This window comes from Corynebacterium sp. H78, assembly GCF_037572275.1.
GTDB lineage: Bacteria > Actinomycetota > Actinomycetes > Mycobacteriales > Mycobacteriaceae > Corynebacterium.
In genome coordinates this window covers 520,635-537,071 of the sequence record NZ_JBBHKX010000002.1, presented here as the reverse complement: position 1 = coordinate 537,071, position 16,437 = coordinate 520,635, and the positions used below count along the sequence as shown (strand labels likewise).

The 16,437-nt window shown below is 56.7% G+C and carries 12 protein-coding genes; 3 read left to right on the top strand and 9 right to left on the bottom strand.

Annotation, left to right across the window (positions count from 1 at the left end; all coding sequences use genetic code 11):
- Positions 1-40: 40 nt before the first annotated feature.
- On the top strand, positions 41-1,537 hold the full coding sequence (locus WG934_RS03610) for an MFS transporter (protein ID WP_339977683.1): 1,497 nt from the start codon (positions 41-43) through the stop codon (positions 1,535-1,537).
- A gap of 155 nt (positions 1,538-1,692) precedes the next feature.
- On the opposite strand, the gene WG934_RS03605 is transcribed toward WG934_RS03610, so the two are convergent.
- From WG934_RS03605 to WG934_RS03585, 5 genes are all read right to left on the bottom strand, one after another.
- Entirely contained in the window at positions 1,693-3,363 is a 1,671-nt protein-coding gene (locus tag WG934_RS03605; protein WP_339988729.1) for an NAD(P)-binding protein, read from the bottom strand.
- Positions 3,363-4,496, bottom strand: a complete 1,134-nt coding sequence (locus WG934_RS03600) for a thiamine pyrophosphate-dependent enzyme (protein WP_339988727.1) — start codon at positions 4,494-4,496, stop codon at positions 3,363-3,365. Before WG934_RS03600 ends, WG934_RS03605 begins: the two co-directional genes overlap by 1 nt.
- On the bottom strand, positions 4,489-5,766 hold the full coding sequence (locus tag WG934_RS03595) for a hypothetical protein (protein WP_339988725.1): 1,278 nt from the start codon (positions 5,764-5,766) through the stop codon (positions 4,489-4,491). Before WG934_RS03595 ends, WG934_RS03600 begins: the two co-directional genes overlap by 8 nt.
- A complete protein-coding gene (locus tag WG934_RS03590) occupies positions 5,759-6,349 on the bottom strand; it encodes a 2-oxoacid:acceptor oxidoreductase family protein (RefSeq protein WP_339977675.1) in 591 nt (196 codons plus the stop codon). Before WG934_RS03590 ends, WG934_RS03595 begins: the two co-directional genes overlap by 8 nt.
- 86 nt (positions 6,350-6,435) lie before the next feature.
- Positions 6,436-7,884 carry a tryptophanase gene (locus tag WG934_RS03585; RefSeq protein ID WP_339977673.1) on the bottom strand — a complete coding sequence of 483 codons (1,449 nt, stop codon included), beginning with the start codon at positions 7,882-7,884 and terminating at the stop codon, positions 6,436-6,438.
- A gap of 172 nt (positions 7,885-8,056) precedes the next feature.
- Between WG934_RS03585 and WG934_RS03580 the strand changes: the two genes are divergently transcribed.
- Positions 8,057-9,307: a CapA family protein gene (locus WG934_RS03580; protein WP_339988724.1), complete on the top strand. Its 1,251-nt coding sequence runs from the start codon at positions 8,057-8,059 to the stop codon at positions 9,305-9,307.
- Positions 9,308-9,559: 252 nt separating this feature from the next.
- Positions 9,560-11,332, top strand: a complete 1,773-nt coding sequence (locus WG934_RS03575; RefSeq protein ID WP_339977669.1) for an AMP-binding protein — start codon at positions 9,560-9,562, stop codon at positions 11,330-11,332.
- 277 nt (positions 11,333-11,609) lie between these two features.
- On the opposite strand, the gene WG934_RS03570 is transcribed toward WG934_RS03575, so the two are convergent.
- From WG934_RS03570 to WG934_RS03555, 4 genes are all read right to left on the bottom strand, one after another.
- Complete coding sequence (locus WG934_RS03570) at positions 11,610-12,395, bottom strand: enoyl-CoA hydratase (RefSeq protein ID WP_339977667.1); 786 nt, start codon at positions 12,393-12,395, stop codon at positions 11,610-11,612.
- Positions 12,396-12,528: 133 nt separating this feature from the next.
- On the bottom strand, positions 12,529-13,437 hold the full coding sequence (mmsB, locus tag WG934_RS03565; protein WP_339988723.1) for a 3-hydroxyisobutyrate dehydrogenase: 909 nt from the start codon (positions 13,435-13,437) through the stop codon (positions 12,529-12,531).
- A 58-nt stretch (positions 13,438-13,495) separates the two neighbouring features.
- Positions 13,496-14,653: an acyl-CoA dehydrogenase family protein gene (locus tag WG934_RS03560; RefSeq protein ID WP_339988721.1), complete on the bottom strand. Its 1,158-nt coding sequence runs from the start codon at positions 14,651-14,653 to the stop codon at positions 13,496-13,498.
- 59 nt (positions 14,654-14,712) lie between these two features.
- Positions 14,713-16,266: a CoA-acylating methylmalonate-semialdehyde dehydrogenase gene (locus WG934_RS03555; protein WP_339977661.1), complete on the bottom strand. Its 1,554-nt coding sequence runs from the start codon at positions 16,264-16,266 to the stop codon at positions 14,713-14,715.
- Positions 16,267-16,437: the final 171 nt, after the last annotated feature.

The following is a 16,437-nucleotide window of genomic DNA, read 5'->3' as shown; positions in this document are numbered from 1 at the left end:
ACGGTGTAGCCGACAAGACCCCGACGCTGGAGTTCAACTAGTGACTAATCAGACCACCTCGCCTACGGGGACCAATGTGGCAGCTACTCCTCCGCTGCCAAATCATGCCCCGGTTGCCACGACCACTGCATCGACTGCCCAGGAGCACAACGCTCCGGCTGTAGCAACCGGTGCAGCACACACGCCAAAGAAGGACAAGAAGGAAGCGACTCTTGGACGTGTCGCAACCGCTTCGATGATCGGTACGACCATCGAGTTCTACGACTTCTTCATTTATGGCACCGCTGCCGCTCTCGTCTTCCCGACGATCTTCTTCCCGAATATGACGCCACTGATGTCCACCATCGCGTCGTTCGCAACCTTCGGCGTGGCATTCCTTGCTCGCCCACTCGGCTCCATCGTCTTCGGTCACTTCGGTGACCAGCTTGGCCGCAAGCGCACCCTGGTATGGACGCTACTGTTGATGGGCTTCGCAACCCTGTTCATTGGCCTTCTACCTGGCTACCAATCTGGCGCCTGGGGATTGTTCGAGAACGGCATTGGCATTTGGGGCCCAATCCTGCTGGTAGCCATGCGTTTCGCGCAGGGCTTGGCTGTGGGCGGTGAGTGGGCAGGTGCAACCCTGCTGACTGCCGAGTACGCACCACCAGGAAAGCGCGGACTGTACGCAATCTTCCCGCAGATCGGCCCGGCTATCGCATTCTTCCTCTCCTCCGGCACCTTCCTCTTGATCAGCGTTCTCCTCGGTGAGACCTCGGATGCCTTCATCAACTGGGGCTGGCGTATCCCATTCGTCCTCTCGGTCGTAATGGTCGCAATCGGCATGTACGTTCGAGTTGTCATCGACGAGACTCCATCGTTCGCTAAGGAGCTCGAGCGTCGCGAAAAGGGCGAAGTAGCCGAAAAGAAGACCTTCCCGTTCATGGATACCCTCCGCTACCAGTGGAAGGAAGCTGTCCTCGGTGGCGTCGCACTTGCTTCCCTATTCACCTTGTTCTACATGGGCACCTCGTTCCTGACCAGCTACGCAACCGGCACCTTGGGCCACTCCCGCCAGGCAGTTCTGGCAATCGGTATGGGCGCAGCAATTGTCTTCGGTATCTCCACCGCCCTGTCGGCGCTGTACTCTGACCGCATCGGCCGCAACAAGGTCATCCTGATCTCGACCATCGGCGCTGTTATCTGGAGCCCATTCCTGTTCTACATCCTTGACATGGGTACGCTGTGGAGCTTCACCGCAGGCCTCTACGGCACCCTGATGATCTTCGGCATCGCATACGGCCCAGCTGGTGCAATGCTCCCAGAGCTGTTCCGCGTTGACCTCCGCTACACCGGTGCAGGCCTTGCCTACAACATCGCAGCAATCCTCGGTGGCGCAATTCCGCCACTGTTGGCTGCAGCCATCGCAGAAACCTACGGCGGCTTCGGTGTTGGCCTCATGCTGGCTGGCTTCGGTATCACCTCGTCGATCGCAGTCTCCCTGATTCGTTCGAACCACTCCGACGAAATCGACGCTGACGGTCCAGCGACCGCATAACTAAAATCCTGACCGCGCCTATTAGCTTGGCGCTTAGGCGCACACGAACCAAAGCGTCACATCGCAAGTAACCGGCCTTCCCACTACCTCGGGGAGGCCGGTTTTGCATTTCCTATGCTTCGGAAGTTGGTGCGTGACGACGAACCGTCGTCACGCTAGATCTCTTCGGGGACCATCGAGATCGCGCCGCATGGGCACTCTTCAGCACAGACACCACAGCCCTTGCAGTAGTCGTATTTGAACTCGTACTCGCCCGGTTGAATCTTCAATACCGCGTTGTCTGGACACACGCCGAAACAGTTGTCACAGCCAAAGCAATTGCCGCAGCTCATGCAACGACGAGCTTCGAACACAGCGGATTCTTCATCGAGGCCCTGAACAACTTCGTCGAACGTGGAAGCGCGACGTGGACCCTCCAGACGTTCGCGAACTTTGTGCGGAGCATCCGAGTAGTACCAGGTCTCCATGCGGTCGAGAGTTGCATCTCCAGGCTTTTCACCAGGGTCGTAGATTGAACCTCGAAGCCACGCATCAATATGTCGCGCTGCTTTCTTGCCGTGGCCGATGGCGACAGTGACATTCTTTTCACTCGGCACCATATCTCCACCAGCGAAGACTCCGGCACGCCCAGTCATCATGTATTCATTAACGGCCACCACGCCACGATCGATAGTGACACCGTCGACGTTTTCCAGAAGCGACAAATCCGATTCTTGACCAAGTGCCATAATCAACGAGTCGGCTGCCAACTCTTCATATTCGCCAGTCGGCTGTGGAAAACCGTTCTCGTCGAGCGCCATCTTCTCAATCTTGATAGTGCCACCGTCCACGTGCTTGACCGTGGACAGCCAGCGCATAGCGATGCCCTCTTCTTCCGCTTCCACAACTTCAGAGTCGTGAGCTGGCATGCGGTCGCGGGTACGCCGATAGACAATGACCGAGTCTGTAGCTCCTAGCCGCTTTGCCGTACGCGCAGCGTCAACGGCAGTGTTGCCACCGCCGTACACAACGACGGTTCGGCCCAACAAAGGTTTATCGTCGCCCGTTGAGTCACCTCGAGCTTCCACATCACGAAGCACATCCACGGCATCCATAATGTTGGCCGCTTCACCGGCAGGAACGCCGATATTCTTGCCAATCTGTGCACCGACTGCGGTGAAGACAGCGTCGAACTCGTCAAGCACCGCGTCAATATCGTCGACGCGTACTCCCTGCTCGAATGTCACACCAAGGGCTGCAATGCGTGCAATTTCTGCATCAAGGATTTTCCTGGGCAGCCGGTAAGCGGGGATGCCATAGCGCATCATGCCACCCGGCTTGTCACCCAAATCGCGCACAGTCACCGTATGTCCGAGCCGCGCCAAATGGTACGCAGCCGATAGACCAGACGGCCCTGAGCCAACGACGAGCACTTTCTTTCCTGACGCTGGGACATCAGTAGTGACCTGCCAATTCTCTGCAATCGCTTTGTCGCCGAGGAAGCGCTCAATGGCATTAATACCAACTGCTTCGTCTACTTCTGCACGGTTACACGCTGTTTGGCAGGTGTGATAACACACGCGACCCATCACTGCGGGTAGCGGATTATTCAGCATAATTTCACGCCACGCAGCTTCATAGTTGCCCTCTTCTGCGTGATAGAGCCACTGCTGCACGTTTTCTCCAGCAGGGCATGCCTTGTTACACGGTGGCAATAGATTGACGTACACCGGACGCTCGGTACGCCACGAACCTGTCTGGTTCGACAGCGATGAGCCCACGCCCAATGAGATTGCAAACGGCAATGGCACTGGGTTCGAGCCTGCGGTTCCTGGAGTTCCAGCCATTACGAGTTCTCCCCCTCATACTTCTCAAATTCGTCAAGGCTGTCCTCATCGATGAGGTTATAGCGACGAATATTCCGATCAGCCAACTTCTGCAGCAGAGCGATAGTTTCCGGATCTCCGCCACCCTTAAACAAGTGAGCGTAACGACGCTGCGGTCGCAGGTACTCCTCCACCGGAACAGGTCGACGAAGCTTTGTCACAGATGTCACCTCGCCATATTCGGCTTCAAAGACTGGGAAGACACCCGACTGCGTCGCCAAGCGAGCGATCTTGATGGTTTGGTTTGATACGGTGCCCCAGCCCAACGGGCATGGCACGAGCACATGGATGTAGCGCGCACCGCGGAACTCCATGGCCTTGTTGACCTTGTATTCAAGGTCACGCAAATCAGCGACAGTGGCCGTAGCGACGTATGGGATCTCATGTGCCATCGCAATACGCGGCAAGTTCTTGCCCTGGCCGAACGTATTACCTGGCTCGTCGCCGACTGGCTGTGTCGTTGCCGTCCGAGCCGTTGGTGGCGTCGCGCCGGAACGCTGCACACCAGTATTCATGTACGCCTCGTTGTCGTAGCAGATGTACAGGACGTCGTCGTTACGCTCGAACATGCCAGAGAGCGCGCCGAAGCCGATGTCCACCGTGCCACCGTCACCACCCTGCGCAACAACGCGAACATCGGTACGACCCTTAGCTTTCAGCGCGGCTTGCACACCGGTTGCGACGGCCGGAGCGTTCCCGAACAAAGAGTGAATCCACGGCAAGTTCCAGGAAGTCTCTGGGTACGGAGTGGAAAAGACTTCGAGGCAGCCCGTCGCATTGACCGCGATGACCTTGTTGTCTGTTGCGGCCATCGCAGCGTCCAGCGCATATCGCGCACCGAGTGCTTCACCACAGCCCTGGCATGCGCGGTGACCCGAGGTCAATGAATTCACGCGGTCGGTGTCAGATTGGACGGATCGAAGCTTGTCATCGAGCAACCGGTTGCCAATGGCAAAAGACCCAACCTGGTAGAACTTGGCTTCCTCCCGAGCCGGAATCTCGGTGCCCGGGATGGTTGGCATTGGCAACGGCGTGCGGTTCGGCCGGATGTAACGACTCAACCGATCGTCATGAACTGCATCAGCGTTAGTCATTCGACTTCTCCTCCTCGAAGGAACCAGTCATGGCGCGATGCGAAAAATCGCGCAACATGTTCTCAGGGATTGCGCCCGAACGTCGCTGTGATTCTTCACGACGCAACTCGCGGTTCACCAACTCCGTGTCCAAGTCCAGGAACGTCGTATCTTCGACGTCATCAACAACGGCGCGATCAAGATACGCATTCAACGAGGCCTTCGTAATATCACGACCGCCCAAACCGGCAATGAGCTCGTGACAAATAAATGTCTTGCCTCGCATTGCTGCACGACAATGCGATGACACGATGCCACCGATTCCGACCGAGAATGCCTTTTCCAACACGATGAATCGTGTGCAATTACTCAGCGCAGCGCGCACCGCGTCGGTTGGGAATGGGCGGAAGGACACCAGCGACAACACGCCAATCTTCTCTCCCGCTGCCCGGCGCGCATCCACGACATCGCGCACCGTACCCGTCACCGAACCGAGGCACACGATGATCGTCTCGGCATCGTCCGTCTTGTACTCGTGGAGCAACCCACCAGACGCACGGCCAAAGACTTCTTCGAACTCTTTCTGAACCCGTGGAATGATGTCCAGAGCTTCCAACTGCTTGTGGTGGGCCAAGTACCGCACCTCGGTGAATGCCTCCGGCCCCACCATGGCACCGATCGAAATGGGATCTGCTGGATCGAGAACTTGGCGTGGCTCATACGGAGGCAAGAACTTGTCGACGTCCTCGCGCTCCGGCACAACGACCTGTTCCATCGCATGGGTCAGGATGAAACCGTCCATGCACACCATCACAGGTAGCGAGAGTTCCTCGGCGATCTTGTATGCCTGCACATGCAGATCTGCAGCTTCTTGGTTATCAACCGCATAGAGCTGCAACCAGCCCGAGTCGCGCTGACTCATCGAGTCAGAATGGTCGTTCCAAATGTTGATCGGAGAGCCAATTGCGCGGTTCGCCACCGTCATCACAATCGGCAAGCCCAAGCCAGATGCGTTGTACACAGCCTCTACCATGTACAACAATCCTTGCGACGCCGTCGCCGTGTACGACCGTGCACCAGCTGCTGATGCGCCAATTGCCGTCGACATCGCCGCGAACTCGGACTCCACATTGACGTATTCGCAGTTTGGCAGCTCGCCCCGCTTGGCCATCGCCGACAATGCTTCAACGATGTGCGTTTGTGGCGAAATGGGATACGCGCACACAACTTCAGGGCGACATGCCTGTACTGCCTGCGCAACCGCTTGCGAACCTTCAATTTGCTTAAGCATGTGCCGCACCCTTCGCTGCATTCTTCTTTTCCTGCACAAGGGCGTATGCCGCTTCGGCAGCGGCGACATTCATTTCGCCCACTTTTCCTGGGAATCGCTGCATAATTGCGGCGCTCACCGAATCCATTCGATACAGCCCGGTCAGTGCAGCTACTGCGCCTAGCAGCACAGCATTCGGCACAGTTCGCCCCGTGTGTTCACGTGCGATGTCAGTTGCCGGAATGGTCATAAAATGTCCTTCCGGCTGCTTCGCTTGAAGCTCAGATAGCCCCAGTTCAGCACTGCGCTTTGAGGAGTTGATGAGTGCATACCCCGTCGTCGTCAAGCCCGAAAAGACATCAATAATCGGGAGCAAAGTTGGGTCCTGCACGATGACCAAATCTGGTTCTAGGACCGGCTCGCGGGTGCGAATTGGAGTTTCGCTGATGCGGCAATATGCAACGACCGGGGCGCCTGTGCGCTCCGATCCGAAGGATGGAAATGCTTGGGCGTGGCGACCTTCAGCGAAAGCCGCCATCGCGACCAGATCGGACGCGGTAACTACACCTTGTCCGCCTCGTCCATGAATGCGTACCTCGACCATGTGTTCCAGGGTAGTCATTTTTGACAAATGACCGCGGGCCTGAAAATACTGACCAGGGTATCGAGTGAAAGGTTGCTGCGTACGACCTAGAGGCTGTCTCCGAAGTCCTTACGGAACTGAGCAACGAGGTCGTCTGCCCACGTCGTCTTCGGGGCGAGTCGACCGTAGAAGAAGCGCAGGATCTCTGGCTCTTCAACCCACTCCATGCCACCGATCATGCGACGATTCTGGTACAGCCAATCGATACGGTCAATGGCGTAATTGACCTGCGACAGTGTGAACACGCGTCGAGGCATAGCCAAGCGGACGAGCTCCATATCGGCCAATGGCTCGTTTCCGTCAGCATCACGCTGCTCGGACATGGTGCCTCGTTCCATACCACGGACACCCGAAGCGATATACAGAGCCGCAGCGAGAGCACCAGCTGGGTACTCATGCTGTGGAATATGGTCAACGAATCGCATGGCATCAATGTGTGCACCCAAGCCACCGGCTGGAGTAATGACCGGAATATTACGACGATCCAGTTCCGTCACCATGTACTCGATGAATTGAGGACCTTGGTTGATCATGTCCTCATCCATGGTCTCTTCCAGACCGACGGTGATAGCTTCCATCTCGCGCACCGACATACCGCCGTAGGTGAGGAAGCCTTCGAACATCGGGACAAAGCCACGCATCTGCTTGAACATTTCTTCGTCACGGATGCAGATTCCGCCACCACGGCCGAAACCGAGCTTGCGTGCCGAGAAGTACAGAATGTCTACGGCATCAGCAATCTCACGAGTAATTTCACGAATGCTCATGTCCTTGCACTGTTCTTCACGGACCTTCATGAAGTACAGGTTGTCAGCCAACAACGACGCATCAAGCACAAGTGGAACGCCGGCCTTCTTACACAGCGCAGACACTTCGCGAAGGTTCTCCAAGGAGAATGGCTGGCCACCAATGAGGTTCGTGCCAGCTTCCATACGAACAAACGACGTACCTTCGGCACCCTTGTCCTGCAACAGCGCATCGAGAGCCTCGATGTCCATGTTGCCCTTGAACGGATGCGTGTTGTTGACTTCGAGTCCTTCTGGACGAATCAACTCGACGACTTCGCCACCATGGACGGTGATGTGCTGCTTCGTCGTCGTGAAGTGGTAGTTCATAGGGACGACAGTGTTCTCGCGTACGAGCACCTGCGCCAGGATGTTCTCAGCAGCGCGGCCCTGGTGAGCTGGCAGGAAGTACTCCATGCCAAAGATCTCGACGAGCTTGTCGTGCAGGCGGGTGTACGTCGCCGAGCCTGCGTAAGCATCGTCTGCGGTGAACATTGCAGCCTGCTGATCCTGACTCATTGCGTTCACGCCCGAGTCCGTCAACATGTCCAGGAAGACATCATTGTTCTGCAACAAGAAGGTGTTATACCCGGCTTCTGCCATTGCCTTTTGACGCTCTTCGATCGGCAACAACGTCAATTTCTGAATAATGCGAACCTTGTGCATCTCCAGCGGCAATTGCTGACCACGGTAAAACGAAACCTTCGACACGTTATCTCCTATGCATCCTCCGCGATTGCCCGCGCACACGCGCAACCGTGCCCCATTTTTGGACTACATTTCCCACTATATGAAAAGCGGGTGAATTTACCTATTCACCCATAATTTGCTTTACGACGAACTCCCCCAGCATGCTTATGGAAAATCACACTTCGGAGCCCTGATGCGCACTCGCCTACACATCCCCGCCCTGCTTACTGGACTCGCCATTGGCTGCGGCCTCCTGATTGGTGTCGGCACGCTGACCGACACATTCGACACTCGCTTCGCTGCCGATAGCAACGAATCCAGGAATTCCGATGACCCGAGTAGCGCGGGCAATCGGGAGAATTCACGTAATTCGGGCAGGGACATGTCGGATGACGCTTCGGCGGGCAAAGACACATTCACCGTCAACGTGACTGGCGACCTGCTCTGGCACCCAGTCGTGTACGAAAGCGGTATGCGCCCAGACGGCTCGTTTGATTACACCGAAGTATTCGAGGACATCAAGCCAACGATTGAGTCCGCTGACGTCGCAATTTGCCACGAAGAAGTTCCTTTCGCAGCGCCAGAGGGGCCATTTTCTGGCTACCCCGCGTTCCAAGCACCTCCCCAAATTGCGCCGTATATCAAGGCAACCGGCTGGGATATGTGCACCGCAGTTTCCAACCACTCGGTCGACTTCGGACCTGAGGGGCTTTTCCGCACGTTAGACGCGTTGGACGCGGCCGGACTTGTCCATAGCGGATCCGCGCGCTCTCCTGAAGAAGCCGAGCAACCCCGCATTTTTACTGCTGAGAATGGCGTCAGCGTCGCCGTCGTAACCGGCACATACGGCACGAATGGCATCCCAGTTGAGCAACCGTGGATGGTCAACGACCTCAACCCCGGCACTCTGCTGGCGCGCGCAGCTGCTGCCCGGTCAGCCGGAGCCGACATCGTAATGGTAGCCATGCACGCCGGCGAAGAAAACGTTGCCGAGCCCACTCAACAACAAGTCGAACTTGCCAACATCTTGACCCAATCCCCTGACATCGATGTCGTGTACGGCCACCACATCCACGCCGTACAGCCGATCGAAAAGGTCAACGGCAAGTGGGTCGTATACGGGCTGGGCAATCACATTGCCAACCAGGTTTCCAACGATACGACCGCTTACGAGGGCATCTCCGTCAACTTCGAGTTCGCACCAATCGATCCGTCGGAAAGCCCAAACTTTACGACGAACGGCGCGTGGAAAGTCGACTCCCTCACAGTGATTCCAACCATCGTGACTCCCCCTGGAGTATCGCCAGTAAAGACTGCGCCGATTTCCGATCTCATGGCGCGCCCTGGCGCGGACACGGCGCGACTGCAAGCAGCACTGGACCGAACTCGGTCGGTTATTTACATGCGTGGAGCGAATAACGATCCAGAATTGAGCGAGCGTTAACCCTCGATTCGCGATTAGTTATTCATCATTCACACACTTCCGGGGGTAGGGAAATAATGCAGGTCAACGACATTTCCGGGCGTAGTTATGACAACTACGAAATACGCTTCAGTTAATTTCCACAAACATTCCCCGTGCAAACTACAGAACGATAATGTGATGCGCATCACCGGTTTATAGGTTGGGCGCAGACCTCAACCTTCAGGGTGACATGTATTAAGCCACCACTACTGATGAGACGAGGTCTCCCCCATGACGATTCCGAAGGCCGACCGCACGCCCGGACACGTGGATGCCAGCGAAGAGTTTCTCCGCGCGCGCAACACCCTGCTTAACAACCGCAACAACTGGGAAGACGCTCGCAAAGAGTTTGAATGGCCAACATTCGAGAACTTCAACTGGGCTCTGAACTGGTTCGATGCGATTGCGTATGACAACCACGAGCGCGCACTGTGGATCGTCGAACCAGATGGCAGTGAGCACATCTACTCCTTCGATGCCATGCGTCGACGTTCCAACCGCGTCGCAAACTACCTGCGCAAGCAGGGCGTCGGCCGTGGTGACCGCATCATGCTGATGCTGGATAACCAGGTTGAACTGTGGGATACCCTCCTGGCGGCAATGAAGCTCGGCGCCGTCGTCAGCCCTGCGTCGATCCAGCTGCCTGCTTCGGAAACTCCAGAACGCATCGAGCGTGCACGTATCAGCCATGTCGTGACGTCCCGTCGATACCTCGACCGATTCGCTGATGTCACCAGCGACGTGAAGCTCATCGCAGCAGATGAGGACGAGACACCGTACTACGGCGACGGTCGCGAACCTCAGGTGCCTATTCTGAACTTTCACGATGCCTTCATCGAGCCAGATACTTTCGAACCAGACGGCGTCACGCACCGCGATGACCTGCTTCTGCTCTACTTCACCTCTGGCACCACGTCGAAGCCGAAGCTCGTTGCACATACCCACGCAAGCTACCCAGTAGGCACGCTGACCACGATGTACTGGCTCGGTGTCATGCCAGGCGATACCCACATGTCCATCTCCCAGCCGGGTTGGGCAAAGCACTCGTGGTCACAAGTCTTCGCACCGTGGAGCGCTGAAGCATGCATTTTCATTTACAACACCGATCGTTTCGACGCGTCCAGCCTCATGCGTCAGCTCGACCGTTGTGGCGTCGATACCTTCTGTGCACCGCCAACAGTATGGCGCATGCTCATCCAGGCTGACATGACTCAGATGACCAACATTCCACGCGAAGCACTTGGTGCTGGCGAGCCACTGAACCCTGAGGTCATTTCGCAGGTCGAACGCGACTGGGGTGTCACTATTCGAGATGGTTACGGTCAGACCGAAACGACTGCGCTCGTTTGTAACTCTCCTGGCCAGAAGGTCAAGGCTGGCTCGATGGGTCGCCCATGCCCTGGCGTCGACATCGTCCTGCGGGATCCTGAAACTGGTGAACTCACCGACAACGGCGAGATCTGCGTCGTCATGGACGGCCACCCAACGTTCTTGACTCCTGGCTACCACGAGCAGGCAGACAAGACTGGCGCGGTCATGTACGACGGTTACTACCACACTGGTGACCGTGGTTCGATCGACGAAGATGGCTACATCACCTTCGAAGGACGTATCGACGATGTCTTCAAGGCATCTGACTACCGCATCTCTCCATTCGAGTTGGAAAGCGTTCTCCTGGAGCACCCAGCAGTGGCAGAAGCAGCTGTTATTCCATCTCCAGATGCAATGCGCCTTGCGGTTCCAAAGGGCGTCGTGACGCTTGCGAAGGGACACGAACCAACCCTGGAAACCGCAAAATCCATCATGGCGCACACGGCACAGGAACTGGCAGGCTTCAAGCGTGTTCGTCGTCTAGAGTTCAGCGATACGCTGCCAAAGACCGCGTCCGGAAAGATCCGCCGCGTTGAACTGCGCAATGAGGAACTTGCCCGCCCAGAGGACGAGACGGCAGTCGACGCGCCGCTATCGAAGCGCCGCCCGAACGAGTACTGGGAAAAGGACTAACCCTTTTAGCCCGCTGGTTGTGCTGACCCGCGGGTAGCTCTGGCCCGCTTGTTGCTATTACTCCAGCTAATTCTCGACTTATTGCCCGCTTTCTCACTTGTTGGTTCATGCGTCCGAACCAATGGGTGCAGAAGCGGGCAATAAGTGTTTGGAGAGATGCATAGGGGTGCCAACGCTCCAGTGCACAGCAAAGCCCCGGCCCATCACCTTCGATGGACCGGGGCTTTCGTGTACTAGGGAACTATTCCCTGGCATTCAACTTCGGGAATTGTGGCGTTTAGCGTTCCCACTCAGGCTTACGCTTCTCAGCGAATGCAGCCATGCCCTCTGCCTTGTCAGCAGTACCGAACAGCGCGTGGAATACGCGACGCTCGTAGTGGATGCCTTCCGCCAAGGTCGTTTCGAAGGCGCGATCAACAGCTTCGGTAGCAACGTACGATGCGGTCAGTGGCATCTCAGCGACCTTCTGCGCAACCTTTGCAACCTCGTCGGCAAAGCCTTCGAGAGGCAGAATGCGTGCAACAAGACCAGATCGCTCTGCTTCCTCAGCGTCCATCATGCGGCCGGTAAGAACCAAGTCCATAGCCTTCGATTTGCCAACCGCACGGGTCAGACGCTGGGAACCACCCATACCAGGAATGACACCAAGGGTGATCTCAGGCTGACCGAACTTTGCGTTTTCTGCAGCAAGAATGATGTCGCCCATCATGGCAAGCTCGCAGCCACCACCCAGTGCATAGCCGGAAACGGCAGTAATGATCGGCGTACGAATCTTCTGCAGCTTGTCCCAACCCTCAAAAAGCTCGTCGAGGAACACATCTGGGTAGCCGAGATCCTTCATCTCCTTGATGTCTGCGCCAGCGGCAAATGCCTTTTCAGAGCCGATAATGACGATCGCACCGATACCACGGTCACGCTCGAAGGTCTGGCAGGCGTCGACAAGCTCGTTCATAACAGTCGAGTTCAAAGCATTCAGTGCCTTTGGACGGTTCAGCGTAATGGTTGCGACTCGACCTTCAGTGGAGGTCAGAATGGTCTCGTAGTTCTTTGGAGCGTCGGTCATGGTGTGTCAATGTCCTTTCATCGTTTAAACCACCAGCACCGAAATGGCTTCTGCCATCCCATTGTCACTGGTGGTTCAAACTCACGGTGAGTGATTGCTACTCGTTTGTACGTGTACTTCTTACTTGTACTGCTTACTTCGCTTCTTCGCTGTCTGCCACAATTTGGCGGATGATCGCGGAGAAGTCGAGACCCTGGTTACCCTCTTCGCAGAAGCGACGGTACTGTGCTCGTGCGCTGGAGCCGAGAGTTGCGTTCGTGCCGGTATCGGCAAGTGCGCGCTCTGCGAGTCCCAAATCTTTGTCCATCAAAGCAGCAGCGAAACCAGGCTGGTAGTCGCGGTTCGACGGAGCGGACTCTACTGGACCCGGCACTGGGCAGTTGGCGGTGAGCGCCCAGCATGCACCGGTCGAGTTCGAGACAACATCGAAGAATGCCTGCGGGGTAAGTCCCAGACGCTCGCCCAGAACCATTGCCTCGCCAACTGCGATCTGCTGAACAGCCAACAGCATGTTGTTACAAACCTTTGCTGCCTGACCGGCTCCAGATGCGCCACACAAGGTCACGGAACGACCCATGACATCCAGCACGTCCTTTGCTCGATCGAATGCATCCTGCTCGCCGCCGACCATGAATGCCAGCGTGCCAGCGGTAGCGCCACCGACGCCACCGGAAACCGGTGCATCGAGGTGCTGGTGGCCAGCAGCAATGACCTTCTCGTTGAGCTCGCGAGCCTCGGCCACGGCAATCGTCGAAGAATCGAGGAACAGCGCATTGTCTGCAACAACAGGAAGAATGTCTGCGTAGACCGCACCTACGATGCCACCATTCGGAAGCATCGTGATAACAATCTCTGCCCCCTGAGCTGCGTCCTTAGCGTTTTCGAAAGCTTTGACGTCTGCGGACTCCGCAGCTGCGCGCGCCTCTGGTGATGGGTCGGAACCCTGAACGGTGTAGCCAGCCTTGGCAAGGTTTGCGGCCATTGGGCCACCCATGTTGCCAAGTCCGATAAAAGCAATAGTTCCTGCGTTGTTCTCACTCATAGTTCTTATGTCCCTTTCCTGAATTCCTGCGAACGTCCCTGCTTGTTCTGTGTGGTTCTTAGAACTCGAGTGAGCCCTTGCCGACGGCACGACCAATCATCAAGCGCATGATTTCGTTGGTGCCTTCGAGAATGCGCATGACTCGGAGGTCACGCACGATGCGTTCTACTGCGTAGTCCTGCAGGTAGCCGTAACCACCGTGCAACTGCAGTGCTTCATCTGCGACGTGGTAGCAGCGCTCAGTGACGTGCAGCTTCGCCATTGCACACGCTTCGACGTAGCCTGGAGCCTTAGAATCAAGAGAATCCGCAGCGTAACGAAGCATCAGTCGGGAGCTCATCAAGTCGGTTGCCATGTCTGCAAGACGCTGGCGCAGTGCATCGTTGTCGATGAGCTTCTGCCCGAATGCATTTCGGTCACGCAGGTGCGCAGCAGCTGCTTCGTGAGCAACCTCTGCTCCACCCAGCGCACACGCAGCAATATTGATGCGGCCACCATTCAGACCGCGCATCGCCATGGTGAAGCCCATACCCAGACCCTGCTCGCCGCCAACGAGACGGTCAGCCGGCACGCGAACGTTATCCATGATGACCTGCGCTGTTGGCTGGTTCTTCCAACCCATCTTCTTCTCATTGGCACCGAAGCTAAGACCCTCGGTGTCCTTGTCGACGATGAACGCCGAAATGCCCTTCGCGCCACTGTCACCAGTGCGTGCCATCACCAGGTAAACGTCAGATACGCCAGCACCGGAAATGAACTGTTTGACACCGTTCAGCACCCACTCGTCGCCGTCGCGTACCGCGCGCGTCGTCAAGTTTGCGGCGTCTGAGCCTGCGTCAGGTTCGGTCAAGCAGTAGCTGCCGATCTTGTCCATCGCCGCGAGCTGAGGGATGAACTCTGCACGCTGCTCTTCGGTACCGAACTCGTCGATCATCCACGTCACCATGTTGTGGATGGACAAGTATGCGGCGGTGACTGGGCAGCCACGCGCGATGCGGTTGAACACCACGACACCATCTGCACGGGTCAAGCCGGTACCACCGTGATCCTCGGAGCAGTACAGGGCACCTACTCCGATGTCGGCGAGGCCTTTCATTTCGGCAACTGGGAAGATGCCTTTTTCGTCCCACTCCATCGCATTGGGGGCGATGTGCTTATCGACGTAGCTGTCGATAACTTCAACCAATGGCTTCTGATCTTCGGTGATCCAGCTCATGTGCTCGGTGTTCCCTTCGTTCTAGGAATGTGTGTCAGTGGTGTTGACGGTCGGAGCGATTACTCGCCGAGAATTGGCATCGAGAAAGATGCGCCCTCGCGTGGACCCTTTGGCCAGGTCTGCGTGATGGTCTTGGTGCGGGTGTAGAAACGGAATGAATCTGGACCGTGCTGGTTCAGGTCACCGAAGCCGGAGCGCTTCCAACCACCGAAGGTGTGGAATGCAACTGGGACTGGGATTGGGACATTAACGCCGATCATGCCGACTTCAACACGAGAGGAGAAGTCACGGGCAGTGTCGCCGTCACGGGTGAAGATAGCAACGCCGTTGCCGTACTCGTGATCGTTTGGCAGGGACAGCGCCTCTTCGTAGTCCTTTGCGCGGACGATACACAGCACTGGTCCGAAGATTTCTTCCTTGTAGATGGACATGTCAGTGGTGACGTTGTCGAACAAGGTAGGTCCAACGAAGAAGCCGCCCTCGAGGGACTCACCTTCGAAGGAATCATCGTCAGCGCCACGGCCACGACCGTCAACAACGAGGTCAGCGCCTGCTTCTTCACCTTCACCGATCAGACGTACCACGCGGTCGCGTGCTGCCTCGGTGATCAGTGGGCCGTAGTCCGCTTCTGGGTCGAGGGAGTGGCCAACCTTCAGGTCTGCGATTGCTTCCTTCAGACGGTCACGCAATGCGTCTGCAACTTCGTCGCCCACTGGAACCGCAACGGAGATGGCCATGCAACGCTCACCAGCGGAGCCGTATGCCGCACCGATGAGTGCGTCAACCACGCGGTCGAGGTCTGCGTCCGGCATGATGATCATGTGGTTCTTCGCACCACCGAAGCACTGTGCGCGCTTGCCGGTACGAGCCGATTCGATGTAGACGTGCTGCGCAACTGGGGTCGAACCAACGAAGCCCACTGCCTTGATATCCTCGTGTGCCAGGATGCCATTCACAGCGTCGTGTGCACCGTGGACAACGTTCAGGACGCCTGCTGGGCCACCGGCCTCGAGGAACAGCTTTGCCAGCATGACAGGAACAGTTGGGTCCTGCTCGGATGGCTTCATGATGAAAGCGTTACCCGCTGCGAGTGCTGGGCCAGCCTTCCACAATGGAATCATTGCTGGGAAGTTGAATGGCGTAATACCCGCGACAACACCGAGTGGCTGGCGAACGGAGTGAACGTCAACGCCGGTGCCGACGCCCTCGCTGAACTCGCCCTTCAAAAGGTGTGGTGCACCGAGAGAGAACTCGACAACTTCGAGTCCACGCTGAAGGTCACCATGAGCGTCGGTGAAAGTCTTTCCGTGTTCAAGTGACAGCTCACGAGCAATCTTGTCTGCATCACGACGAATCAAGCGAACCCACTCGTTCAGAACTCGGGTGCGCTTCAGTGGGCTGTACTTAGCCCACCCCACCTGAGCCTCTGCGGCATTCTGCACCGCATCATCAACCAGCTGAGCATCGGCCAAACCAACCTTTGCACGTACAACACCTGTAGCTGGCACGATGACATCCATTTCACCTCCGCCACCGAAAACTTCCTTGCCGCCAATAATGTGCGGAACTACTGGGAGACCATTGGACGTGTTGGACGAGTTGTTCTGGCTCATTGAAGGCGTCAGAGCTCCTAAGCAATAGAGGGAGTGTGAGGTCTAGCGTTCAGATTGGGCAGTGGATTACATCGGTCCTTCAGGGCTTCATTTCCCCTGCGTGACACCGTTTGTTAATCCTGGTTAATCACTGCTGCGACTCACTATATATGACGCGCATCACAGATTTGC